Annotated in this window: 23 protein-coding genes and 1 pseudogene; 15 read left to right on the forward strand and 9 right to left on the reverse strand. The window is 50.0% G+C overall.

The window, feature by feature from the left end:
• Positions 1–50: 50 nt before the first annotated feature.
• Positions 51–3,425: a methylmalonyl-CoA mutase family protein gene (locus tag B153_RS0119155; RefSeq protein ID WP_020598359.1), complete on the reverse strand. Its 3,375-nt coding sequence runs from the start codon at positions 3,423–3,425 to the stop codon at positions 51–53.
• 146 nt (positions 3,426–3,571) lie between these two features.
• Here B153_RS0119155 and B153_RS0119160 point away from each other — a divergent pair, with 146 nt between their 5' ends.
• The gene (locus B153_RS0119160; RefSeq protein WP_020598360.1) at positions 3,572–4,438 is read left to right on the forward strand and encodes a TraB/GumN family protein; all 867 of its coding nucleotides are present in this window, start codon (positions 3,572–3,574) and stop codon (positions 4,436–4,438) included.
• 95 nt (positions 4,439–4,533) lie between these two features.
• Here B153_RS0119160 and B153_RS0119165 read toward each other — a convergent pair whose 3' ends face one another.
• Positions 4,534–5,160 carry a cysteine hydrolase family protein gene (locus B153_RS0119165; protein ID WP_040761704.1) on the reverse strand — a complete coding sequence of 209 codons (627 nt, stop codon included), beginning with the start codon at positions 5,158–5,160 and terminating at the stop codon, positions 4,534–4,536.
• A 126-nt stretch (positions 5,161–5,286) separates the two neighbouring features.
• Entirely contained in the window at positions 5,287–6,105 is an 819-nt protein-coding gene (locus B153_RS0119170) for a hypothetical protein (RefSeq protein ID WP_020598362.1), read from the reverse strand.
• A gap of 221 nt (positions 6,106–6,326) precedes the next feature.
• Between B153_RS0119170 and B153_RS0119175 the strand changes: the two genes are divergently transcribed.
• The 7 genes from B153_RS0119175 to B153_RS0119205 all read left to right on the forward strand — a co-directional run bounded on the left by B153_RS0119175 (position 6,327) and on the right by B153_RS0119205 (position 17,052).
• Positions 6,327–7,007 (forward strand): RNA polymerase sigma factor, encoded by a 681-nt coding sequence (locus tag B153_RS0119175; RefSeq protein ID WP_245564908.1) that lies wholly within the window; start codon positions 6,327–6,329, stop codon positions 7,005–7,007.
• A 24-nt stretch (positions 7,008–7,031) separates the two neighbouring features.
• Positions 7,032–8,051 carry a FecR family protein gene (locus B153_RS0119180; RefSeq protein WP_020598364.1) on the forward strand — a complete coding sequence of 340 codons (1,020 nt, stop codon included), beginning with the start codon at positions 7,032–7,034 and terminating at the stop codon, positions 8,049–8,051.
• Positions 8,048–11,524 carry a SusC/RagA family TonB-linked outer membrane protein gene (locus tag B153_RS0119185; protein WP_020598365.1) on the forward strand — a complete coding sequence of 1,159 codons (3,477 nt, stop codon included), beginning with the start codon at positions 8,048–8,050 and terminating at the stop codon, positions 11,522–11,524. Before B153_RS0119180 ends, B153_RS0119185 begins: the two co-directional genes overlap by 4 nt.
• Positions 11,525–11,542: 18 nt before the next feature.
• The gene (locus B153_RS0119190; RefSeq protein WP_020598366.1) at positions 11,543–13,015 is read left to right on the forward strand and encodes a RagB/SusD family nutrient uptake outer membrane protein; all 1,473 of its coding nucleotides are present in this window, start codon (positions 11,543–11,545) and stop codon (positions 13,013–13,015) included.
• 189 nt (positions 13,016–13,204) lie between these two features.
• Positions 13,205–15,205, forward strand: coding sequence for an FAD-dependent oxidoreductase (locus B153_RS0119195; protein ID WP_020598367.1), 2,001 nt, complete (start codon positions 13,205–13,207; stop codon positions 15,203–15,205).
• 232 nt (positions 15,206–15,437) lie between these two features.
• Complete coding sequence (locus B153_RS0119200) at positions 15,438–16,649, forward strand: pyridoxal phosphate-dependent aminotransferase (protein ID WP_026262274.1); 1,212 nt, start codon at positions 15,438–15,440, stop codon at positions 16,647–16,649.
• A 100-nt stretch (positions 16,650–16,749) separates the two neighbouring features.
• Positions 16,750–17,052 carry a hypothetical protein gene (locus B153_RS0119205; protein WP_020598369.1) on the forward strand — a complete coding sequence of 101 codons (303 nt, stop codon included), beginning with the start codon at positions 16,750–16,752 and terminating at the stop codon, positions 17,050–17,052.
• A 253-nt stretch (positions 17,053–17,305) separates the two neighbouring features.
• On the opposite strand, the gene B153_RS0119210 is transcribed toward B153_RS0119205, so the two are convergent.
• Positions 17,306–17,770, reverse strand: coding sequence for a hypothetical protein (locus B153_RS0119210; protein WP_020598370.1), 465 nt, complete (start codon positions 17,768–17,770; stop codon positions 17,306–17,308).
• Between the two features lie 261 nt (positions 17,771–18,031).
• Between B153_RS0119210 and B153_RS35450 the strand changes: the two genes are divergently transcribed.
• The 4 genes from B153_RS35450 (at position 18,032) to B153_RS0119225 (ending at position 20,752) form a co-directional block, all read left to right on the forward strand.
• Positions 18,032–18,925, forward strand: coding sequence for a ComEC/Rec2 family competence protein (locus B153_RS35450; protein WP_245564909.1), 894 nt, complete (start codon positions 18,032–18,034; stop codon positions 18,923–18,925).
• Positions 18,868–19,296: a hypothetical protein gene (locus B153_RS38580; RefSeq protein WP_245564910.1), complete on the forward strand. Its 429-nt coding sequence runs from the start codon at positions 18,868–18,870 to the stop codon at positions 19,294–19,296. The genes B153_RS35450 and B153_RS38580 overlap by 58 nt, the downstream gene beginning before the upstream one ends.
• Positions 19,297–19,332: 36 nt before the next feature.
• A complete protein-coding gene (locus B153_RS35455) occupies positions 19,333–20,115 on the forward strand; it encodes a DUF5958 family protein (RefSeq protein ID WP_020598371.1) in 783 nt (260 codons plus the stop codon).
• Positions 20,116–20,308: 193 nt separating this feature from the next.
• Positions 20,309–20,752 (forward strand): response regulator, encoded by a 444-nt coding sequence (locus B153_RS0119225; protein ID WP_020598372.1) that lies wholly within the window; start codon positions 20,309–20,311, stop codon positions 20,750–20,752.
• Here B153_RS0119225 and B153_RS0119230 read toward each other — a convergent pair.
• The 3 genes from B153_RS0119230 to B153_RS0119240 form a co-directional block, all read right to left on the reverse strand.
• Positions 20,721–21,113, reverse strand: a complete 393-nt coding sequence (locus tag B153_RS0119230) for a hypothetical protein (protein WP_020598373.1) — start codon at positions 21,111–21,113, stop codon at positions 20,721–20,723. The genes B153_RS0119225 and B153_RS0119230 overlap by 32 nt on opposite strands.
• A gap of 289 nt (positions 21,114–21,402) precedes the next feature.
• Positions 21,403–22,233, reverse strand: coding sequence for an SPFH domain-containing protein (locus tag B153_RS0119235; RefSeq protein ID WP_020598374.1), 831 nt, complete (start codon positions 22,231–22,233; stop codon positions 21,403–21,405).
• A complete protein-coding gene (locus B153_RS0119240) occupies positions 22,230–22,418 on the reverse strand; it encodes a hypothetical protein (RefSeq protein WP_157634750.1) in 189 nt (62 codons plus the stop codon). Before B153_RS0119240 ends, B153_RS0119235 begins: the two co-directional genes overlap by 4 nt.
• 209 nt (positions 22,419–22,627) lie before the next feature.
• Between B153_RS0119240 and B153_RS0119245 the strand changes: the two genes are divergently transcribed.
• The 3 genes from B153_RS0119245 to B153_RS0119255 all read left to right on the forward strand — a co-directional run bounded on the left by B153_RS0119245 (position 22,628) and on the right by B153_RS0119255 (position 23,950).
• Positions 22,628–22,972, forward strand: a complete 345-nt coding sequence (locus tag B153_RS0119245; protein WP_020598376.1) for a carboxymuconolactone decarboxylase family protein — start codon at positions 22,628–22,630, stop codon at positions 22,970–22,972.
• A gap of 188 nt (positions 22,973–23,160) precedes the next feature.
• Positions 23,161–23,430 (forward strand): hypothetical protein, encoded by a 270-nt coding sequence (locus tag B153_RS0119250; protein WP_020598377.1) that lies wholly within the window; start codon positions 23,161–23,163, stop codon positions 23,428–23,430.
• A 208-nt stretch (positions 23,431–23,638) separates the two neighbouring features.
• Positions 23,639–23,950 carry a hypothetical protein gene (locus B153_RS0119255; protein ID WP_157634751.1) on the forward strand — a complete coding sequence of 104 codons (312 nt, stop codon included), beginning with the start codon at positions 23,639–23,641 and terminating at the stop codon, positions 23,948–23,950.
• 322 nt (positions 23,951–24,272) lie between these two features.
• Here the strand turns inward: B153_RS0119255 and B153_RS0119260 are convergent, their stop codons facing one another.
• Together B153_RS0119260 and B153_RS0119265 are read right to left on the reverse strand one after the other, a co-directional pair.
• Positions 24,273–24,647: a hypothetical protein gene (locus tag B153_RS0119260; RefSeq protein WP_020598379.1), complete on the reverse strand. Its 375-nt coding sequence runs from the start codon at positions 24,645–24,647 to the stop codon at positions 24,273–24,275.
• A 633-nt stretch (positions 24,648–25,280) separates the two neighbouring features.
• Positions 25,281–25,545 (reverse strand): annotated as a pseudogene (locus B153_RS0119265) (IS5 family transposase); the annotation flags it as partial.

A 25,545-nucleotide genomic window follows, 5' to 3' on the forward strand; every position in this document is an offset into this window, starting at 1 on the left:
AATAGCTGATTATATCAGTTTTTGAATCGTTTAGCGGTGTGGTGTGGTAATTACATATTTCGCCGATACTGGCCTCCCACGGCATACAGGGCATTGGACAATTGACCGAGAGAACAGACTTTAGTGGCTTCCATCAGGCTTTCGAACAGATTGCCATTGGCCAATGCGGTTGCCTGCAAATTGGTCAGTGCGATAGCTGCTTCGGCCTGGTGCTTTGCCTGAAATGCCTGACACGAATCGACGGCATATCGTTTTTCTTCGTCCGTTGAGCGAATGACTTCGCGGGGAACAACCGTAGGCGAACCGGCTGGATCGAGGAAGGTATTGACTCCCACAATCGGTAACTGGCCATTGTGTTTCAGGGTCTCGTAATACATCGACTCTTCCTGGATTTTGCTACGCTGGTACATGCGCTCCATAGCCCCCAGAACCCCACCCCGTTCGTTGATGGCCAGGAATTCCTGATAAACAGCTTCTTCGACCAGATCCGTCAACTCTTCGACAACAAAAGCTCCCTGCAATGGATTTTCATTTTTGGTCAGTCCAAACTCACGATTGATAATCAACTGAATGGCCATCGCCCGTCGAACAGATTCTTCCGTGGGGGTTGTAATGGCTTCATCATATGCATTGGTATGCAGCGAGTTGCAGTTGTCGTAAATGGCCAGTAGTGCCTGTAGCGTGGTACGAATGTCGTTAAAGGCAATTTCCTGGGCATGCAAACTCCGCCCCGATGTCTGAATATGGTACTTTAGTTTCTGCGAACGGTCATTGGCTTTGTACTTGTGCTTCATCGCTTTTGCCCAGATTCTCCGGGCCACACGACCAAGCACCGTGTATTCGGGGTCCATACCGTTCGAGAAGAAAAACGACAGGTTTGGTGCAAAATTGTCGATATGCATCCCCCGGCTCAGGTAATATTCTACAAACGTGAACCCGTTCGACAGGGTAAAGGCTAATTGCGAAATTGGGTTGGCACCCGCTTCGGCAATGTGATAGCCCGAAATTGAAACAGAATAAAAATTCTGTACCCGGTTATCAGTAAAATACTGCTGAATATCGCCCATCATTTTGAGCGCAAATTCGGTCGAGAAAATGCAGGTATTCTGCGCCTGATCCTCCTTCAGAATATCAGCCTGAACGGTTCCCCGTACGCGCCGTAGGGTATCCGCTTTGATTTTTTCGTACACCTCTTTCGGCAATACCTTATCGCCCGTGGTCCCAAGCAGCATCAACCCCAGTCCGTTATTCCCCTCAGGAAGAGGCCCGTTGTAGGAAGGAGCAGAGGGCAGAGGGCTTGGGGCAACAGGATAAGAATTGCCCTCTGCCCTAAGCCCACTGCCCTCTGCCCTTAACCATTTCTCACACTGCTGGTCGATGGCTGCATTCAGGAAGAAGCCCAGCAGCATAGGGGCAGGGCCGTTGATGGTCATGGAAACCGAGGTGGCCGGATCGCAAAGATCGAAGCCGGAGTAAAGCTTCTTGGCATCGTCGAGGGTGCAAATGCTGACTCCGGAATTGCCAATCTTACCAAAAATATCGGGCCGCATGGCTGGGTCTTCCCCATAAAGCGTTACCGAATCGAAGGCGGTTGAGAGTCGCTTGGCAGGCAGCCCTTTCGAGACGTAGTGAAACCGGCGATTGGTGCGTTCGGGGCCACCCTCACCGGCAAACATACGGGTAGGGTCTTCGCCTTCGCGTTTGAGTGGAAATACCCCAGCCGCATACGGAAACTCACCCGGTACGTTCTCCGTCAGTAGCCAGCGCAGTACATCGCCCCAATCGTGGTATTTGGGTAAGCTGACTTTCGGGATTTTCAGGTGCGATAAGGTTTCGGAAAACAATGGCTGCCGGATCACTTTGTCCCGAACCGTGTATTCATAAACCTCAGCCGTATAGCGTTGCTGTAGAGCAGGCCATTGGCTGAGTAAGGTGCGGCCGTCAGGATGGAGCCGTACGTCAAGCTCGTTGTATAACGTTTGCAATTCATCTTTAACCACACCCTCTGCCAGTAGGGCCAGGGTTCCCTGAATCTGATACAGTTGCCGGGCCAGCGTGGTCTGTTCCTGCACAAAGGCGTCGTACCGTCGGCTTTCTTCGACAATCTCAGCCAGATACCGAACCCGGCTTGGGGGGATGATGGGGCTGGGAGCCAGAAGCTCTGGGCTAGGTGCGGTGGTAAGGCTTCCCGGCTTTATATCCCCAGCCCCTTGCCCCACGCCAACCAGACTCATCAACCGATCAAACAGGGCATTCATCCCCGGATCGTTGAATTGGGCGGCTACGGTTCCCAGAATAGGTAGTTCGTCGTCTGAAACATCCCATAAATTATGATTGCGCCGATATTGTTTTCGAACATCGCGTAGAGCATCCAGTGAGCCTCGTTTGTCGAATTTGTTGATAGCAATCACATCGGCAAAATCAAGCATGTCGATTTTTTCGAGTTGGGTTGCTGCGCCATATTCAGCGGTCATCACATAGAGCGTTTTGTCGGCATGTTCGGTAATCTCGGTGTCCGACTGCCCAATCCCCGAGGTTTCAACGATAATCAGGTCAAAATGAGCTGCTTTACACACATCGATGGCATCTTGTACATGACGGCTCAGCGCCAGGTTCGATTGGCGGGTTGCCAGCGAACGCATATACACTCTTGGCGACTGAATGGCATTCATCCGAATTCGATCACCCAGCAACGCCCCCCCTGTTTTTCGTTTTGATGGATCGACGGAGAGGATGGCCAGGGTTTTGTCGGGGTATCGACGCAAAAATCGAAGCACCAGTTCATCGACCAGCGATGATTTACCGGCACCGCCTGTACCCGTAATCCCTAAAACGGCCGTCGAATGAAGGATGACCGGGCGGAATGCATGGGCAAATTGCTCAGGATGATTTTCGGCGGAGGTAATGAATCGGGCAAGGGTATTCGGTTCAGTAGGTGAAAGGACCGCCGTTTTCGAATCGGGAGCTGGGGGAGCAAAGTCGCACTGGTGCAATACATCATCGATCATTCCCTGCAATCCCATAGTCCGGCCGTCGTCGGGCGAGTAGATTCGGGCTATGCCATACGCCTGAAGCTCCTCGATCTCGGTTGGCAGAATCGTACCGCCACCACCCCCGAAGATTTTGATATGACCAGCCCCACGCTCGTGCAGCAGATCGTACATATATTTAAAGAATTCGAGATGGCCTCCCTGATAACTGGTCACCGCAATTCCCTGAACATCTTCCTGAATGGCGCAGTCGACAATTTCGGCCACTGACCGATTATGGCCCAGATGAATCACTTCGGCACCGGCTGCCTGCATGAGTCGGCGCATCAGATTGATGGCTGCGTCGTGCCCGTCGAATAGGGAAGCCGCTGTTACCAGGCGGATTTTATGGGCAAACGCTTGCGATTGAACGGGTTTAGGCTGTTGGGCTACCATGCTGGGTATTGATTGAGAACTCGGCTACTCCTCCAAAGTTACACACTCGGCGGAAATGTATTTCGTATGAACGGTTCGTCTGTGAATTACGGCATTTAACGATGGTTTGTTTTAGTACATTTGTATACAGACTTTAAACGAATTTTATGCAAATACAGGTAAAGGTGGTTCCGTTGGTGTGGTGGCTGTTGAGTGCCTTCTGTACGCAGGCCCAGGACCACGCATTGCTCTATAAAGTAACAGGACCGGGTCTGACACAGCCGTCTTATCTCTATGGGACATTTCATATGGTTTGTCCAACGGATTTGTCGATTTCAGACGAGGCAAAAAAGGCTGTCAGTGATGCGCAGCAGGTGTATCTGGAACTGGATCTGGATGACCCGACTATGATGGCAGGTATGATGAAAGCCGCCATGATGACCAACGGGAAGACGGCGAAAGACTACCTCTCGGCGGATGATTATAAACTGCTGGAATCGTATTTAAAGCAGAAAATGAATATGAATCTGGCGCAGTTGGGCATGATGAAACCCATTGGCTTATTGTCCCTGATGTACATGGGGATCCTGAATTGTGAGCCTGCTTCCTATGACCTGACCTTTATGCAGATGGCTCAGAAAGAGAAAAAAGAAGTACTTGGGCTTGAATCGCTGGAGGCACAGATGGCTGCCCTGGACAAAATTCCGCTGGATGTGCAATTCAAAAGCCTGGTCGATATGGCTCGTAAACCCGAAGAGGCCAGTAAAGAATTTCAGAACTTTCTGACGGCCTACAAAGCCCATGATCTGGAAAAACTGATGAAGCAAATGAAAACCAGTCAGTTCGATGCAGGTATGAATGAGTTTGAGGGTGATCTGCTCGAAAAGCGCAATACGAGCTGGATTCCGGTTATTGAAAAAGCAGCCAGGGAAAAGCCCACCTTTTTTGCGTTTGGAGCGGGCCATCTCGGCAATGAAAACGGCGTTATCAATCTTCTCCGCAAAAAAGGCTATAGCGTTACGCCTGTGCAATAACTGACTACTGGCTGACAAACTGGTTTGAGTCAATCGAAAGTACCACATGCGCGTTATTGCCCTTCTATCAACGAAGGGCAATAACGCGCATGTAGCTAACAGACTTTCTCTGCATCCTGATCGACTTGAACCAATTCGTCCAGATTCAGTTCGGTTGAAGGCGTCGTGTCGGCGTTGAGCGTTCGTTTCATGTAAGCCAGCGCTTCCGATGTGTAGGTTGGCTTTATGGCGGCTACACAGTCGGCAGGTATGGACAGCTTCAGATCGCGCATGTAGGCGTCATTGGCCGTGAACAGAATGCATGAATCGGCACTAATACCTGTTAGAATTAAATGACTGGCTTTCAGATACGTCAGCAACGTATCGAGCGTAGTGGCGTAAAACCCCGAATGCTTTGGCTTGAGTACAAAATAATCGTCGGAATCGGGTGTCAGTACCTCGGCCAGATAGCGGCCCCTGACCCCATCGTGCAGTACGTGGTCAGTAACCTCGGTAAAGTCAGAACGCCAGCGCCCAAAATTATCATTCACATAAACTACCGGAATCTTTTGTGCCTTTGCCCTGCGTTTTAAGGCAACAATGGCATCAGCTGCCTTGCGGGCGGGTGTTTCCAGTTCATCGCCCCCCGGAAATTCCAGGTCGTTAATCATATCGATAATCAACAAAACGACAGGCGACGAATCGGGAGCATTTCCATGTAAGTCAGTCTCTTTCGTTTCCATTTTTTTTAGCATGTAATCGCCATAGCAACAAAGAACCGATCGGTTCGTTCGGATCTTTGTTGCATTACTAAAAAAGGGCCGGAAAGTTTAAAACGGGAGGAGGTTGCGAGCCAACAGTCCACCAGGTTAGTTGCCTGGTTTGGTCGTGTATTCCATAAATCGGTACACTTCCTGCCGAACCACATCGAATGTTTGGGCGGTCTGACTTCGAAGTTGCTTATAGGCCGTGGCTGGCATAATGGGAGTAGGCGAATCAGCCTGAACCGGATTGGCTACATCGCTCAAACTCTTGACAAACTGCGAGGTACTGAATTCATAGCCTTTTTCGCTCCCATTCGGAATCACCAGCGAGGCAAAATCCCAGGCCAGCAAATTCCCCCGTTTGATGCGCTCTTCGCCCAACTTCTTTATTTGTTTGAGCACACTCTCGTAATCGGCTCCCGGTGTAAGACGCTTCATGCGTTCCACGATCATAAACTGGGTGTTGTCGGGAGCAAACGTAGGCGCGTAGGTTCCGTCGCTGATTTCCCAGATTTCCATTTTTACAACCGGAGCCGTGTTGCGATCCCGCTTTTGCAGGTCGGCCATTTTGGCCTGTACACTGTCGCCATAGATCCGGGCCATGGCTTCGGGCGAAGCCCCACGAATGGCCATTTCCTTCGAAATAATGCGCGTGACGTAATCGTATTCGGTCTGGTTGGGATTTGACGTAAACTGTTTGACGGTCATATACCAGCCTTCAAGCCGTCCTTCGTCAACAGCCGCCTGGTTGATCTTTTTCCACTCCCGCTCCACAGGAAGCGCATCCTGAATCGTGAGTCCCGGATTCAGTTTGTGATAGATCAGGTACATATACAGCTTTTGCGGAGGAGGTGTCTGGGCCAACGTGCCCGATAGAAAAAAACAGCTAAGAACAGACAGCAGCAGGGTACGGTGGAGTGGCATAAAGGACTGAATAAGTTAGTTTAAACCAAAAGACAGGAGTCGCCATGGGCTACCCAACCCATGTCTCGGCAATAGGTGTCTACACCTGATTTGACTCCCGAACCTCAGCCGCCAGAAGAGAACGCTCAACGGGTTGATTTGCATTTTATGGATAAAAAATAAAAATCGATTGGGGGATTTTCGGGCTGAACTTGTCTTTACCATACCAGACCCTCAACGCAATGCCTGCTCCTGTGTTTGCTATTCTCCGACCAATGGGACCCGATTCTGATGGACAAGTACCACTCGTCAGGAGTCAGGCCGACGCGCCGAATCCAATGCCCAACGACGGTGAATTATTTATCCGTAATGCATTCAACGATGATCCTCGACTCGGGTGCGAGCTACTCTTCAGGCAGTATTTTGCTCCGTTATGCAGCCATGTGGTTCGGTATGTCTATAACCGGCAACTTGCTGAGGATCTGGTAGCTGATTTGTTCTACACGTTTTATACAAAAGAGCTGTATAAACAGGTCACGGGTTCTTACCGCGCTTACCTCTACCAGGCAGCCCGTAACCGTGCCTACAACAGCCTTCGCTGGGAATTAGGGCGACAGGAAGTTCTTCCCGATCATCTCGATCATCCCGACCTCGACACCACCCAGCCCGATCGGTTGCTTCAACAGGATGAACTGTATCGGGCCCTGGAGCACGCGGTTCAGCAACTTCCGGCACAACGCCAGCGGGTATTTCTGCTGAGCCGTTTTGAGGGTAAATCGTACAAGGAAATCGCCCAGGAAATGGGTATTTCACCGAAAACCGTTGAAAATCATCTTCTACGGGCAACCTCTACGGTACGGCAACTACTTCGTAATCAGCGATTGATTAGCTGGAGCCTCCTGCTGATTACCCTCCTGTTCTGACACTCAACGAACTAGCTACCTGGTATGCAACCTTCTAAAGAATTGATTTTTACCTACTTTGCCGGGCAGGCAACATCGGTTCAGCAAAAAGCGATTGGTGAATGGCTCGCCCAGTCGGGTAGCCGGGAACTGTACTTCCAATGGCTCGATGAATGGGAACGGAGCTTTCCGCAGTATACACCCGATGTGGCGCACCATCTGGAAGGGTTCCGGCAACGGCTCGATTCGCCTTCCGAGATTCATGCGCCCCCGCTGTGGCCAATTGAAACAACCAGGCAACACCTGTGGCGGCCGGGTAGGTGGGTGGCAGCCGCTTCAGTCGGGCTGGCTTTGCTGGCGGGCGGATGGGTATTCCGAAATGCCCTGTTTTACCGAACGATTGTTACAAATCGGTACCAGTTGCGCTCCCTGGAACTGCCCGATGGGTCAACGGTAGCCCTCAATAGTAATTCGAACTTACGGATACCCCGGCTGGGCTATGGCTGGCTCTCCCGGAATGTATTGCTGACGGGCGATGCTGTATTTTCGGTAAAGCATTTACCGGATGACCAGCCGTTTGTGGTACAGGCTCTGGATGGATTGGCTGTTGAGGTTCTGGGAACAGAATTTTCGGTACGAAGTCGAACGGACCAGGCTGAAGTGGTGCTCAAACGAGGGAAGGTCAACCTGCATTATACAGTGGCAGACCAGCCTGAGCAACAACTGCTTATGAAACCCGGCGATCGGGTTACGCTGGACGGCCGGGGCGCTTTGCGAAGACATATTCAGGCCGATACCACGCAATTTGCGGAATGGCGCTATCGACTGTTCAGCTTCAACAATACCCCATTGCGTGATGTGGCCCATCAGATTCAGACCGTGTTTGGGGTAACCGTTCAACTTACCGATCCGGCGCTGGCCCGTCGAACCCTTACCGGAACCATCCGGGCCGGGTCGTCCGACGAACTAGCCGAGGCCCTGGCTGAGTTGCTGGGACTGCGTGTCAGCCACCGCGACCAGAAACTTGTTTTTTCCACTGCTTCCGAAACCCAGCTTACTCAATGACAAAATCACTACCGTTTGCGCTGATCACCGGTTGGTTGCTCAGTGTTGGTTATGGGCATACCATAGCCCAAACCCTTGCTTATGCCCGCACGAACCAGCAGATCGATAATGGGCAGCCGACGAAGGGGAAAGAGGTCAGCGTGGCCAATCAGTCGCTCCGACAGACGCTCCTCCAGTTGAAAGACCATTATGGCGTCGATATCCTTTTCGAAGAGTCGGTGGTGGCCAGGCACTTCAGTCCACTGGAATCGCTCAATCTGGGCAGCCGACTCGAAACTAATCTGAATGCCCTGCTGAAACCCGTTGGCCTTCGGTTTAAGAAACTACGTTCAGGGGCTTACCTGATTTTGCCGCCGAAAAACACGGACCGGGTCATCATCCGTACTCCCGAAGCCGCTACGACCACGACAACGGCGGGCCCTGTTCAGCTATCCGGATTGGCCAATCTGGCCGTTGCTCAAATGACCGAACTTAATCAGACTGATAGTCGGGTGAGTGGGCGGGTCACCAGCGAAACGGGTGAAGCCCTGCCAGGTGTCAGTGTGGTGGTGAAAGGGTCACCTCGAGGTACCACCACCGACGCGCAGGGGCGATACAGCCTGACCGTGACCAATGACAGGGTAATTCTGGTCTTCAGTTTTGTTGGGTATACCAGCCAGGAGCGGGAAGTGCGGAATCAATCAACGATCGATGTACAACTGGTTCCCGATACTAAATCACTGAATGAAGTAGTCGTTGTGGGGTATGGTCAGGTGAAAAAGAGCGACCTGACGGGAGCCGTCTCAACCGTTCCGGTGGATGAGATTCGTAAAGTAGCCGTTACATCGCTCGATCAGGCCATTCAGGGCCGGGCAGCCGGGGTACAGATTACCCAGAACTCGGGTGCGCCGGGCAGCAGCACCAGCATACGAATCCGGGGAGGCAACTCCATTCAGGGCGACAACGAACCGTTATATGTGATCGATGGCATTCCCTTTAAGAACGACGGAGCCGGAAGCGGTTCGAGTTTCAATGTGCTCAGTACGCTTAATCCCAGCGACATCGAATCCATTTCTGTGCTGAAAGACGCTTCCTCAACGGCTATCTACGGATCCAGGGGAGCCAATGGGGTCGTTATCATTACAACGAAACGGGGAAAAGCCGGGAAGTCCACCATTAATCTGGATGTATACTATGGTATTCAGAATGTTCGGCGGAAGTATCCGGTTTTGAATGCACGAGAATATGCCCAGTTTGTGAATGATGCCAATACCAACGAAGGACGGCCCGCTGTATATACACAGGCTCAGGTCGATGCCTTTGGTGAAGGTACCGACTGGCAGGATCAGATTTTCCGGCAGGCTCCGATGGCCAATTACCAGCTCTCGATGAGCGGGGGCGACGATCGTACGCAATATGCCATATCGGGTGGGTATTTCAAACAGAACGGGATTGTGGTCAACTCCGATTTTGAACGGTATTCATTTCGGGTTAATCTGGACCGTAAGCTAACCGAAAAAATCAAGATCGGTAACAGCCTGACGGTTAGCCGTACCGTAACGAATCAATCCCGCACCGATGGCGATCTGGGCAGTGCCGGACTGGTAACGATGGCCGCGCTGCAATTTCCGCCCATTTTACCCGTTCGGGGTGCCGATGGTAATTACCTGATTACGGACCCTGCTCTTGCTTTTACCGCCGACAATCCGGTGGCTCTGGCAAACGACAGTAAAAACCGGAATACGGCAAACCGGGTGTTTGGAAGCGTATTTGGCGACTATCAGATTATCAATGGGCTAAATCTGCGGGTGTCGCTGGGGCTTGATGGAATCTTGCAGAAGCAGGACGCCTATTTGCCCCGGTCGGTGTCGAGCGGACTGGCGCAGGGGGGAGCCGCTTCGATCTTCAACGGCCAATCCATGACCTGGTTGAATGAAAATCTGCTAACCTATACCCGTACGTTTAACACCGTGCACAACCTGACGGCGCTGCTGGGGTATACCCAACAGGCCAGCCGGACGGAGACGAGCACAGCGGCCGCCCGTAACTTCGTGAATGATAACCTGGGGTCGAGTAATCTGGGTTCGGGGTCGGTACCCTTGACGCCCAGTTCGGGCGTCGGTACCTGGGGGCTGCAATCGTATCTGGCCCGGATCAACTATGGGTATAAGGATAAGTATCTGCTCACGGCCTCCTTTCGGGCGGATGGATCGTCCCGGTTCGGTACCAACAAGCAGTATGGGTATTTCCCCTCGGCGGCTTTAGCCTGGCGTGTTTCCGAAGAGCCATTCCTGAAACGTGTTTCAGCTATCAGTGATCTTAAGTTGCGGGCCACCTACGGCTCAACGGGTAATCAGGATGGTATCGGTAACTACCCGGCCTATTCGCTGCTGGGAACCCAGAACTATGTGTTTGGGAATGCGGTCTCAACAGGCCTGGGTCCTGGTCAGATCGCCAACCCCGATTTATCCTGGGAAACAACTACCCAGGCCGACATGGGTCTTGATCTTGGGTTGCTGAACAATCGGATCACCTTAACCGCCGATTTCTATGTGAAACGGACAAAGGATCTGCTGCTGAACGTGACCATACCCAGCACATCGGGTTTTTCGAGTGCGATCAAAAACCTGGGGAAGGTCGAAAATAAAGGCATTGAACTGAGTCTGTCGTCCTACAATCTTGACGGGGCCTTCAAATGGCGGACCGATTTGAACTTCTCCCTCAATCGCAACAAAGTACTGGACATTGGTGGAGTGCCCCAGATTTTTGCCGGACAGGTGGCGAATATCGGACAGAACCTCAACTCGGGAATTATCCGGGTCGGCGAGCCGCTGGGAACCTTCTTCGGCTATGTGACCAACGGATTGTACCAGACCACCGATGAACTGGCTGCGCTAAGTGACCCGCAGGCGCGTAAACCCGGCGACCGCAAATACCTGGATCTGAACGGCGATAAAAAAATCGACGATAATGACCGGACGATCATCGGACGGGCGCAACCCAAATTTATTGGTGGGATCAGCAATACGTTTTCGTACAAAGGGCTGGAGCTAACGGCATTTTTTCAGGGCGTTTATGGCAATAACATTCTCAATGCCAATCGGTATGAACTGGAGTATCTGAACGCAACATCCAACCAGGACCGTGACATGCTGAATCGGTGGACCCCAGCCAACACGAATACCGACATTCCAAGAGCCTCCACAACCCGACCGGCCAACCGCGTGTCGACCCGGCAAATCGAAGATGGCTCGTACCTGCGGCTGAAAAATATACAACTGGCGTATAACCTGCCGAATGCCGTAGTGAAGTCGATGAAAATTCAGTCGTTGCGCGTATACGTGACCGCTCAGAACTACCTGACCTGGACTAATTACTCGGGCTATGATCCCGAAGTAAACCGATTTGGGCAGGATAGCCGCAGCCAGGGATTTGACTACGCCAGCTACCCGGCTGCCAAAACGATTCTGTTTGGATTAAATGTCGGTTTCTAATCAAAACATCTTACAAGTATGAACTTATCGACAAAATGGATGGCGAGTTGCTGGCGAAAACGTTCGCACTTTCTCGCTTTCGTTCTTCCGCTCATTACCTTAACTGCCTGTGAAGTGCTGGACCAGAAGCCTGAATCGAGCTTTACCCCCACCAATTTTTATAAAAATGCAGACGATGCCAAAGCGGCCGTCAGTGCGGTATATGACCCTCTGAACAACGCCAATATGTACGCGCAGGTCATGTGGATCTTACAGGATCAGGCCACCGACGATGCCGAATGGGGTAACGGGCGATCGACCGCCAATCAGCCGAAGAATGACCTGGACAAGTTTACATTTACCCCGGCAACCGCTACGTTTCAGTCGATCTGGTCAACGGTGTATCAGGCCATAAACCGGGCCAATGCCGTTATTGGTCGGGTGCCTGCGATTGCCATGGACGAAACCACAAAGGCTCGTTTCATTGCGGAGGCCAAGTTCATGCGGGGTTTCTATTATTTTACCCTGGTCCGTTTGTTTGGCGGGGTGCCCTTGATTACCACCGAAACTACCTCGCTGGACAATCTCAACGTAGCGAGAGCCTCCGTCGATGAAGTGTATACCCTGATTGTACAGGATTTTACAGAGGCCGAGAATATCCTTCCGACAACCTATTCGACGGCCGATAAAGGACGGGCTACAAAAGGGGCTGCCAAGGCGTTTCTGGCGAAAGTATATCTGACCCGTCAGGAATGGGCCAAAGCATCGGCCAAAGCGAAGGAAGTGATCGACCTGGGTACCTATGATTTATGGGCCAACTTTGCCGATGCGTTTCTGATTGCCAACAAGAACGGGAAGGAAGCCGTCTTTGAAATGCAGGCGCTGAGTGGCGGATTCAACGAAGGAAGCTGGATGCAGGGGTACATGCGGCCCAATTTTGATCGGGTGAACGGGGTGGCTGGATTTGGTGACGATCCACCAACGGAGAACCTCTATAAGACCTACCGGGCCGACGATAAACGCCGAAACGTGACGCTAAAACTCTATTCGGCTACCACAACGCCAGCGGCTCCTTCCAGCGTATTGTTTCCCTGTTATGTGTACAAATACCTTGATCCCTCGGCTACGGCCAATGGGGATGGAGGGAACAATTATCCCATCATCCGGTATCCCGATGTGCTGCTGATGTATGCCGAAGCCCTAAACGAACAGGGCCCCAATAATGCTGATGCCTACGCCCATGTCAATCGGATTCGGAACCGGGCCGGTTTGCCCAATCTAACGGCCAACCTGAGTCAGGCGCAGTTTCGCGACAGTGTGCTGCTCGAACGACGGCTGGAATTAGCCTTTGAAGGGCATCGCTGGTATGATCTGGTGCGTACCAAACGGCTCATTGCTGCTATGAAAGCCCAGAATCCCAGCATCCTGGTCGATGAACATCATTATTTGTACCCCATTCCGCAAACCGAACGCGACGTGAACCCTCAATTAACCCAAAATCCAGGCTATTAAATAGGGTAGTCAAGTGTGGTCAAGATTGGTCAGGTATGTCAAGAATGGCATTTATTGTAACCTACCACTTCCTGGTTATACTTGACTATTACTGACCCTACCTGGCCATGTCTGACGCATTGTTACAGGTAGGGTAGCCTGATAAGTTACTTTGGGGTATAGGTATCTGCCAATTTGTTTCCATTCCTTATGAAAAAACTCCTTCTACTGGTAATCTGTTTTTCTGTCTTTCATTCGAAACTCGATGCTCAATCCACACCCGTAACCGTCGATGTGTGCGTATACGGCGGTTCATCGGCAGGGGTTATGGCCGCTTACACAGCTAAAAAAATGGGCAAATCGGTGATCCTGATCGAGCCCGGCCGACATTTGGGAGGGCTGACATCCGGGGGGTTAGGGTACACCGACATTGGTAATAAATTTGCCATTTCGGGTATTGCCCGTGATTATTACCGCCGTATTGGCAAACATTACGGAAAATTTGAGCAGTGGATTTTTGAGCCGCACGTAGCTGAAAACTTGTTTAAGGAATACATCAAACGGGCCGATGTAACTGTGCTCTACAACCACCGCCTGGCGTCGGCCAAAAAACAGGGCGATCGGATTCAAAGCATCACCATCGAGCCATCGACGGGTGGGGGAGGAAACCGGGTGATCAATGCGAAAATGTTTCTGGATTGCACCTATGAAGGTGATCTGATGGCGAAAGCGGGCGTTAGCTATACCGTTGGGCGGGAAGATAACAAGACCTACAACGAAACCTACAACGGCGTTCAACTGCTGGATAAACACCAGTTTGCCGATGGTGTGGACCCGTACAAAGTTCCCGGAAAACCAGAGAGCGGATTGCTGTGGGGCATTAGTCCGGCTCAATTGCAGCCCATGGGCAGTGGTAACAAACAGGTACAGACGTATAACTTCCGCATTTGCCTCACCAGCGACCAGGCCAATATGATCCCCATTACAAAGCCGGAGGGATACGATTCAACCCGATATGAACTTCTGTTGCGGGCCATCGACAAAAATCCGAAGCTGGCCTTCAATACGATTCTGAAGCCCGACTGGATGCCCAATCATAAAACCGATATCAACAACAACGGCCCGTTTTCGACCGATATGATCGGGATGAACTACGAGTATCCCGAAGGGAGTTATGCCCGTCGGGCGGAGATTCAGAAGCAACATGAACTGTATAACAAAGGGCTGCTGTATTTTATTGGGCATGACCCCCGGATGCGAAAGGATATACAGGCCGAAATGCTCAAACTGGGGTATCCAAAAGATGAATACACCGACACGGGTAACTGGTCGACCCAGATGTATGTTCGCGAAGCCCGGCGGATGGTAGGTGAGTATGTCATGACTCAGGCCAATTGCCAGGGGCGCGAAGTGGTGCCGGATGGCGTAGGCATGGCTGCCTATACCATGGACTCGCATAATTGCCAGCGAATTGTCATCGAAAAAAACGGGGTGAAAATGGTGAAGAACGAGGGCGATGTACAGGTGGGTGGCTTCCCGCCTTATCCGATTGCTTACCGTTGTCTGATCCCCAAAGCGGCCGAATGTAAAAACCTGCTGGTGCCGGTTTGTCTGTCGGCCAGTCATATCGCCTACGGATCGATTCGGATGGAGCCCGTTTTCATGGTCTTGGCGCAATCGTCGGCCATTGCCGCCAGCATGGCCATCGATGGCAACACATCGGTACAGGCTATTGACGTGAAGAAATTGCAGCAACTGCTTAAAGCTAATCCGCTGGCCGATGGCAGTACGCCCGAAATTCTGGTCGATAATGATGATGCCGCCCATGTGACTCATACGGGCGAATGGAAGCGCGACAATAAAGGAGCTTACGGACTTAGTTATTTTTCGACAACTGCCGACGGGGCCGTGAAAAGCATGCGCTTTACGCCCGAAGTAACGAAAGCGGGTACGTATCAGGTGTATCTGTATTTTCCGAAAGTGGCGGGTGCGTCGGCCAATACACACATTACCGTTTCGGATGGCAAACAACCCAAAGCAGTCACCATCCGGGAAGCCGATATTCGGGTAGAAGGACAGACCGCAGGTGAGTGGGTGTCATTGGGAGCGTATTCGTTATCGCCCGGTCAGAAAAACTATGTCGAAGTATCCACACAGGGAGCAGATGGGGTCATCGTAGCGGATGCCGTGCTGTTTGTGCCCAACAAGTAAGCCGTTAGAAGATAGGTTGGTATCGATCCCCGCAAATCGCCTGGTTTGCGGGGATTTTTATGCATACTTCCCAAACGTTTGGCAGAAGGTGGATATTGGTGCGTAATACGGATAGAATATTTTGGTAACTGCCTGATTTACCTCTGATTTTACTCGATAGTTTCTGTACTTTTGCAGGATGGAATTAGACAGCATTGACCTCGAAATACCTGAGGAAGTAGAAGTACCTGGGATGGAAATACTGAAAAGTGACCGGCTCACGCATTTGAAATACGACATTCGGGGGCCTATTTATGAGAAATCGCTGGAACTGGAGAGCCAGGGATATAAGATTATCAGCCTGAACATCGGGAATCCGGCCACCTTCGGCTTCGATGCGCCCGACGAAATCGTTCACGATATTATTCTCAATATCCGCAATGCACAGGGATATGCCGATTCGCGGGGTTTGTTTGCGGCCCGAAAGGCGGTCATGCACCATACCCAGAACATCGGCATGCAAGGGATTACGATCAACGACATCTACATCGGCAACGGGGTCAGTGAGTTGATCATGCTTTCTATGCAGGCCCTGCTCAACGAAGGGGATGAGGTTCTGGTTCCATCGCCCGATTACCCGCTCTGGACGGCTTCTGTAGCCTTCTGTGGCGGAAAGCCCGTTCATTACATCTGCGACGAAGCCGCCGACTGGAATCCTGACCTTCGTGATCTGGAGCGTAAAATTACCCCGCGTACACGGGCTGTGGTAGTCATCAATCCCAATAATCCGACGGGCGCTGTGTATGACAAGGCAACGCTGGAAGGCATTGCCCGGATCGCCGAACGGCATAAGTTGATTGTCTTTTCGGATGAGATTTATGACCGTATTCTCTACAACGGGGCTGTTCATTATCCAATTTCCAAAATGGTCCACGATACCCTGTGTATCACGATGGGTGGGTTATCCAAAAACTACCGGGCGGCTGGCTTCCGGGGGGGCTGGATGATTCTAAGCGGGGCGCGTCAGCGAGCCAAATCGTATATCGAAGGACTGACCTTGCTGGCGAGTATGCGGCTCTGCGCCAACGTGCCTACCCAGTTTGCCATTCAAACGGCTCTGGGTGGCTATCAGAGTATCAACGATCTGGTGATGCCCACGGGGCGGCTCTATAAACAGATGATGCTGGCCTATGAACGCATGATTGCGATACCGGGCATAACGTGCGTGAAGCCCAAAGGCGCCTTATATATTTTTCCGAAAATCGATCTCAGCCAGTTCCATCTGGAAGACGATGACGATTTTGTGCTGAATCTGCTAACCGAGCAAAAAGTACTGGTTGTATCTGGTAACGGCTTTAACTATACGCATAATGATCACTTCCGAATCGTTTGTTTGCCAACGATCGACGAACTGAACCTGGCTATCGACCGGATTGAACACTTTCTGGAAAGTCGAAGAAAGTAAATCCCCAAAATAAACACCGAGGCACAGCGACACAGAGTAACGTATTGATTCTCTGTTTGCGCTGTGCCTTCTCATTTACTCCATTTCTATCCTAAAACCGATGCTATACTTCATTCAGATTCTGTACGTGAAAGAGGGCCAGGAAGAGACCTTTCATGCCTTTGAAGATCACGTTCTGCCGCTATTGCAACGACACAATGGTGTGTTGGTATACCGCGCAAGACCAGCCAAAGAGGCCGTCATTGCCACCGAAATGGGCTACCCATACGAAATTCATATCGTTACATTTCCGGAACAGGCTGATTTTGAATCCTACCGGGACGATCCCGAACGGATGCAGTTCCTGTATTTGAAAGATCAGTCAGTAGACAGCCTTAGGCTGATCAGAGGGGCCATGCTCTAGCGTAGTTTTCTCCTACGCAAGGGCGCGCAAAATCAGTGGTTTGTACTCACCCTATATTCGGTTGAACAGTTAGCTGAACAGATGCCAGATAAAGTTTACGAACAGCATGAATAAGGCGAACGAGATAGCAAAAACGAGTGTCCAGGGGCCAGGGATCGGTAAAAGAAGTTTACGTTTCATTGTGTAAAAGAATAGTGCTAAACATTCTATTCTAATAGACTTCGTTTTTTCTAAAAGTCACATTTAGTAACTACTAGTGAGAAATAACTAGTAGTGATAAAGCCCAGGCAATAAGCACCAGGGCATTACGCAGGTAATTGGCTCGGATCCAAAATGCCGCTAAACGGCTGGTAGGAGCAGACTCGGGCAATTGAGTGTTTTGCAAACGGATAATCGTGGGAATGAAAAAAGTGAATGTGCTGATACGCTCGATCAATGAAATTAGGGCTGCGGCTAGCCACAGAGATCGATTGGGTGAGTTCGTTTGCCACGCAATGACCAGATTAGCCAACGTGAGTACTGTAAGCGGAAGGGTTGTGACAAAGGCCCAGAAACGACGCCCCACGTCAGAGTTGCGTATTGCCGACGTATCGATCTGGTAGCCACCGCTCACGGATTTTGGAAACCACTGGGGAAGAACGATTCGGCTTTCGTAAAGCCCGGCACCAAACGCCGTGCCCAGGTTGAGAATGAACAGGATTAGCAAACGGTCAGACATCGTATATCGTAGGTTAATTGGTAAAATCTGAACAAATGTTCTGTCGACAAACCTACGGCTCCCGTGCCAACCAGGCAGACAAATGAGAGTGAATTCGTGAATCGACGGGGTAGACGCATTCAATTGACGGATGAACTTGCTTCAGCATCCCGTGCAGGGATGAAAATCGTTCAGTGGCAGGGGCGTGGTTACGGTTAGGGGGTTGGTAGTTTAGTGGCTACAGCGACTTTTTAGGAGGAGATTCTTAAGCATCTATTCACCATGAAAGCAAGAGCGACTCTCTGGCTGTTGATAACACTGTTGTACGCGTGTAGCCTTACTGGAAATGCCCAACCGATAGGGGAAACGCTCGCTCCCTGGAAATCAGGTATTCTGGATATACATCACATCAACACGGGACGAGGAAACGCTACGTTTTTTATTCTACCCGATGGAACAACCCTCCTGATCGACGCCGGGGCGCTGGATCCTACTTCCGAACGGACCTTAAGTCCACGGAACACCAGGGCCGTACCCAGTGCCGATCGGCAGCCCGGTGAGTGGATCGCAAGGTACATTACAAAAGTGATGACCATGAGCCAGTTACCACCCAGGCTGGATTATGCCCAGTTGACCCACTTTCATAATGACCACATGGGGAGTCCGTCCTCGCTTTCGCCCAAAGCAGACCAGGGCAATTTTGTATTGACGGGTATTACACAGGTAGCGGCTTTTCTACCCATCGATAAACTGATTGATCGGGGATGGCCTGATTATGCCTATCCTTACCCTCAGAACAATTCTATGATGACGAATTATCGGGCGTTTGTCGACTGGCACAGCAGGCAGAAAGGTACCGTTTTTGAGCGTAGCAAGCCCGGACGAGCTGACCAGATTGTCCTGAAAAAAGACCCTTCTGCTTATACGAATACATTTGAGATCCGAAACATCATTGCCAATGGGGAGCTATGGACAGGTTCTGGAACCGCTACCCGGCAGCTCTTCCCCGACCGTTCAGCGCTGAACACCTCGCAGCTCCCTTCGGAAAATATGTGCAGTATTGCCATTCGGCTACGCTATGGTGCATTCGATTACTTTTCGGGGGCGATTTGCCCGGCGTGGTCCGATTTGGTTCGCCTGCCTGGAACGACGTTGAGACGCCTGTTTCGAAGGTAGTTGGTCCCGTCGACGTTCATATTCTTGATCATCACGGCAACCGGGACTCCCAAAACGACAACCTGCTGGCCGCACTTCGGCCACGGGTGTTTGTGATTCCCGTGTGGTCGTCCGACCATCCAGGGCATGATGTACTGGACCGGATGTATTCGCCCGAAATATACCCAGGTGAACGGGATGTTTTTGCGACCGATATGCTCGAAGCTAATAAACTGGTTATTGGCGAATTAGTAAATCGGCTGAAGAGCGATAAGGGCCATATCGTGGTGCGGGTAGCACCCGGTGGGGCTACTTATCAGGTCATTATCCTGAACGATGCCAATGAAAACCTGACCGTGAAAGGCCTGTTTGGTCCTTATCCGTCAAGATGAACGAATACCCTGTAATCAACCCTAATCCGATTCGATATGCGCCTGGAAGATGAAGTGAGCGTTGTGCAGTTTGCGCAGGGAGTCGGCTCCGATTCCGAATTGATCGCCCGGTTTCAACAACGGAGCGAACGGGAAAAGCGAATGATTTTTAGTGATCTCAGCGGCTTCGTACAGGAACTGAGCCCTACGGAGGCCGAAGTCGATCAGGCGAATGCTATGCGTAAACAGATCGGGATTGAGCTACCCGAATCGGTGCTGAAAAGGCATTGGCTGTCGGTTATGCAGCATATACTGTTTATGCCGGGCGACAACTGCGATGCACTCAATAAAATACTTCTCTATCTGTTCAGGATCGTTTATCAACGGCATTATGCGCTATTGAAAGGCAATCCAGACAATTGGTGGTATTGGGATCTGTCCGACGATCGGGTGGTCGATGCGATTCTGGTCAATCATCAGACCGCCATCAAGGATGGGTACAACAACCCGAGCTTTCGGATGGAGTTTGAAACACTGGCCCGGTTGTGGAATCAAACAGGGGCTACCACCCCAGTGAAATCGGCGGAGCCATCAGATGAGTCCGAGCGTGTCTTTCTTAGCTACGACGACGTGCTGACAGCGTCTCTAAACACGCTTAACCCCTCCGTGTCGCCCGGTCTGTCGATTCTACTTTCCTCGTTAACGAATGCATTTTCGGCCAAGTATCAGGTAGAAACCGAACGAGCCCGAAAAATTGTCCTTGCGGTGCTGGAAAGATACCTTATCGAAATCTATAACCGAAGCCTGTTTGGCGAATTGGGTTCTGATGGCATCACCTAATTGAAGGCTATACAGCTTATAATTGAAAAGTGGTTTGGGGATTCGATGAATCCTAAATAAATATTATGCTGTAATGTGCTGAATTACAGTTGTTTTTGTCTGAGTTGGTGGGGTCTGGCTAAATTCAGAAGGAAGGTTTGGTCGCCAAATGGTTACTAACTGAAAATGTATCCATACTTTTTAGGCATTGCGTATGACCGTGACATCTCTAACTGAGAATACCCCTGAAAAAGTAGTGTATCTAGTTGATGACGACGAAGAAGATGCGGCACTCTTTGAGATGACCATGCATCAGTTTATACCGAACTGTCGGCTCCGGATTTTTTACAATGGACTTATCTTACTGGAAGTACTCAGAGAGCCAGCTGCCAAACCCGATCTGATTTTCCTGGATTTATACATGCCGTATCCCGATGGCATCGAAATCCTGTTGCAACTTAAGATCAACAAGGCATTGGCTGGTATTCCGGTTATTATCCTGACAGGAGTTGACGATACCGAGAAGGTTTCTCTGGCTTATCAGTTGGGAGCGCAGTCGGTTATCAACAAGCCTTATACACACAGCCAACTCGTCGATATGGTGATCTCCATTCGGGAGTACTGGTTTAAGACGGTGCGTCTTCCAGATCAGGCTTGACAGGCCAGGCTGTCTGGGTCGATTTCAGGTAATCTTTTAGTTCCTGTTCAGTGCTGAATAGTTTCGGCTCCTTGATGGGCAATCTCAGCCGTAAGGGCATTTTTACCAGATCCTTATACGGCCCAATGGGTTTGAGTTCATAAACGGCCGTAGCTACCTTCAGCTCGTAGGTATCGACGGGCTCATCGATTACACTCATTTCTTCAAGCCGTCCATCGAAGAAAATGCGTTCGATTTTGGCTTCAAAATACGGGTAAACAGGTCCATTAGGTGTTGAAAGTCGCTGTCCGTGTTCCTGATTGACAAAAACGGTAGCGCCCACCTTAAACGGAATTTCTAAAGGAGTGAACGTGATCGTCATTGTGGGATTTAGTATAATTACTTATTGGGATATTTTTCGGTAAACTGTTCCAATATGCGCAAGTAGTTAAATAGACGAGTTCATACTTAGTGGTACTCTACAAGTAATAAACGAAAATTCAATGATTTGGTTTTTGGTATTCGCATGAGTACTTATACGATTTACCATCCAGGCTTACAGCCTGCACAATCGCAGTAAGTAGCCCGCATGGGAAGATGTAGTGCCGAATCCGGGTTCATATCCATTCGATCCGGGTGGGTTGGTAAGCCCTTGTATCGTTGACAGGAAGTTATTTAATGGGCAGTTGAATCATCGTCGACGTACCCGAGCCGAGTTGAGTCGTGGGCAGTTGTCCATTCCATTTTTTGATCCATTCCTGTTGCACCAGCAGGGGAGTAAGGGTTTTCTGCTTTAGTTCGTTGGCTCGGGCTTCGGCCTCGGCTTCGATGATTCTGGCCCGGGCAATCCCGTTGGCTTTGGTAACGGCAATTTCGGCCGATGCTTTTTCGGCCGCGATCTGATTCTGAAGCCGTAATGCGTTCTGAACGGCCGTATTTTTGGCGTCGATCATGGCCTGTAGCGATTCAGGGGGCGTCAGGTTGGAGGTGATGTTCTCAAAAGCAAACCCATCGTCCGATAAAGCTTTCCGCAACTTGGCTTCGACCAGCTCTTCAAAGCCCACCCGGTTATTGACCAGCGAATCGGGCGTAAACGCATTGGCTACATCCCGATACGAATTGTAGACGATGGTGCGGAGGATGTTGTTTTCAATATCGGGCAACTCCTTCCGGTACTTGCGGTACACGTTCGCTCCCTGCCCTTTCACCAGGTGATAGTTCAGCGTTGGGTCTATTTTGAAGAGGGTCCCCCCTTTGGCGCTGACGTTGAACGGGTCAAAATCCTTGGTCTGAGTGAAGGTCGGGTATTGTTCAATGAAGGAAGTAAACGGATTGTAGAAGATCCAGCCCGTAACGTTCTCAATGTCGGAAGCGCCCCGATCCGAGCCAATTTTGCTGACTTTGATCCCTTCGTGGCTGGCATCGACTGTGGTGCAGGAATTGGCCAGAAACACCACGATAACGACAAGGAGAATGGCGGCAAGGGTAAGTTTTTTGATCATGGTTTGAACGGGGGTTTAGTAAAAAAACGCGTTTTGAGGCTGACCCAGATGTAAAGGGCAATTAGTAAACCTGCTACAACGAGCAGCAGGTCGCTGGGCTGATTGAGCAGCCAGTACAAACCCTCCAGAAAGAGGGCCGAAAACACCAGAAAGCCAAACAGTTGAAGGACTCGCAGGAGGGTCATAGAATCGGGTTCGGAAATCAGGATGAAAATACGCACCACTTTCGATTGGACGAATAACTTGTTTTTAAGCGGCAAAAGCAGGCACTAGCTGGCGAAAAAAGGCAATCAGACGGCATCCGCCTGGAAAACTTGTTCGAGATACCCGAAACGACTAGATTTACATAGAACCGATCGACCAATTGTTCAACCACTCGAACTTCCCAGATTCTATGGCCGAATATCAAACTCCCAAAGACCGGGCGTATACGGAAATGCTGATTCAGTCGGCACGTAAAGAGGCTGCCGCATTCCTTAACCTCAAGCATACCGCCGAACGAACCGACGGGGTTATACCCATCAAATACCGGGAGCTGATGTCGGTGGCTGTAGCGCTGACCACCCAGTGCGCCTATTGTATCGAATCGCACATTGACAATGCCGTTCGGGCTGGGGCAACTCGTGAGGAAATTGCTGAAACGGTTTTTATTGCCGCTGCGCTCCGGGCAGGCGGGGCCGTTGGAACCGGGCTGATGGCTATGCGGCTTTTTGAGGAAGCCAGTGCCAAATCGGTGTAATCTTCTACCTTTTTGCGCTTTATTGCTTTTGCATACAGCTTCAGTATCATCATCGCGTCTGAACCACCGCAAAAGTTATTACCAGGAGGTGAAGAAAGTGGACAATTGTTCTCAGAATGCTAAACCAGAAGGCGGGTAAATGCAAGGATGGTTTGTCTTCATCAGGTACACAAAACAAGTGATCAACGATGAAAGCGATTCATTTTTCCATTGACCTCCGTTCGTTTTTTCTGGGCGCACTCACGCTGTTGGGCATCCTTTTACTCGCAAATTTCACCCCTTCGGGTCAACCGGAACCAGGTATACTTGATACGCGCCGATTTCAGGCAGTTACCAGCGAACGGGAAAGTATTATTCTGGATACCAAGACCGGCCAATTTGTGGTATTACCAAGCTACTTAGGGCAACCCCGTCGGTATAAGTATGATTTTAACGATATTGAGCTTAAAGGCAAATAAATGGATTTGAAGGGTTTATCCGCCAATGCTGAATAAGTTCTAAAAGAAGGAAGCCCTATTGCCTGGTAGCTGCGCTTTTTGAGCGAGAAAAGTATGTATTTCGAGCAAAATTGGAGGAACTGCCGGGCAGAAAGGGCAGCTTAATTTCAGTAACAAAAGGCAGGATCAACTCGTTAGGATGATTCACGAAGTATTGCATCCTGGCTCGATGAAACCAATAATCCTATTCGTACTCAATGTTTTTCTGCTCGTAAGTGCCTGCCAGAAAGAGGTATTGACAGAAGGTGAAAAAACGGCGAAAATCGTTCAGGCTGTTATTCAGGACAATAGTATCACGAAAGCAAATCTGTACGTAGGCAACGCTCGGCAACAATACGATGTGCCCTTCTCGATAGAAGGTGGATTTCTTATATTCCGCAATGCTTCGCCTAACGAATACTATAATTTGGCTAAATTAATTCGGTTCGACATCGCCCCTAATGTAGCGAATGGACCCAAAGTAATTCAGTTCTATTTTTAGATTGCCCTGAAAAAATGGATACGGAGCCTGTTTAAACGTTTCCAGTTTTAGAAAATGTCCGGCCCCTTTAACCATGCCTCCAGCCGCACGGGCCGATCGGTCGGCATGAAAAAACGATCCATACTAAACGCTTCGACTACATTGAGGTCGTTTATACTAGGGTGAGAAAGCACGGCGCTGGCAGCCCGGTCATCGCTGGGCTACCAAAGCCCTGAACAATTTGAACAGACGTAGTTCACAAATCGGACAAATTCAGGGTGCCGCTAAACCGGACTGACGCCGTATCAGTGCCAATAGGTTAGGCACAGACAAACAACATCAGTTAGTCAATTCTTTTTACAGCCCGGTTTCTCCGCTGTAGTACATAATGGCGGGGAGAATCAGGGGAGGGTATGTACACGTTTACTAACTCCCACCCGTTTTTATAAATATAGTTCAGCGCTTCAACGACAGAAGCAAAACGTACCCCTTCATGATCGTTAACGGGCTTCAGGAACTCGCTTGATTTAGTAGTAGTATAATTCCGGCCGAAGTCAATCCAGACGCTAGCCTCCCAGGTAGATCGATTAAAGCCAATTAACTCAATGTACTGAATATCCAGGCTGTCAATATTAATGCTCCCTACCCTGATTTGAGCTTTTGCGGCTCCTGCGCCAACCAGCCAGCAGGTGAAAATGGCTAAAAAAAATCTCTTCATTCTCTCGTAGCAAACTAGATCTAACCAGTTGTATACTCTCTGTTTTGTAAAGCTAATCTTTTCGGTAATCAATTCTACACCTGTGACGCCTATATATACCCCTATTTTTAAACGAAAAATGACGGGGCACCTCTAACGAGCTGTGGGTTTTGGCAGACTTATAGAAATTTATTATAGGCTTTTCGAAGGATTATTGAGTCCAATTTTAAATAACCAATCCCAACTATGAATACAGAAGAGAAACCTAAACCAGTGCGTAATTTCAAATACATCCGGGCCGAGCGTCGCCGAGATCGAGTCTTTTACCAAAAGGTGTGTTTACACTGTAACACGAAGTACGAAAGCATTCGAATGGATACCGCTTTCTGCTGTTATCGGTGTGCGAAGGCAGCAAGAAGAGTTAAGCGGAATTTGAATGTTAATCATTAGGTTTTGTGTCGTAACAAGCCATTAAAGTAATTCTTTGATGGCTTGTTCATGTTGAAATCTAACATTACGCTAAGAAATAGCAGCCACTAAGTCTGAAAAATAGTTTCGTAAATGACTAACACGGATGCTAAATTTTAAAAGTTAAGCTTAGCTTAACTAGCTCATAAACAGAATATTACCTTAAGTTAAGAGTATGTTGGGAAATCATCTTTGGCAATAAGTCTCGATTCGTTGTAACATGATCTGGCTATTGGCCAGATACAGCCAACTGACCGAAGAAGATGCTGTATGCTCATAGTCTTTGACGATTCTCCGAAAATAGTTCGTCCAGGCAATGCTTCGTTCCACTACCCATCGTTTGGCCACCGGTACAAAACCTTGGGCTGATTCAGGCCGCGACGCTTTCTCAAAATCGATACTCCAACGGTCAAGCTCTTGAGCAAACACGCCGTTGTAGGCTTGATCGCCG

It is taken from the genome of Spirosoma panaciterrae DSM 21099 (genome assembly GCF_000374025.1).
Lineage (GTDB): Bacteria > Bacteroidota > Bacteroidia > Cytophagales > Spirosomataceae > Spirosoma > Spirosoma panaciterrae.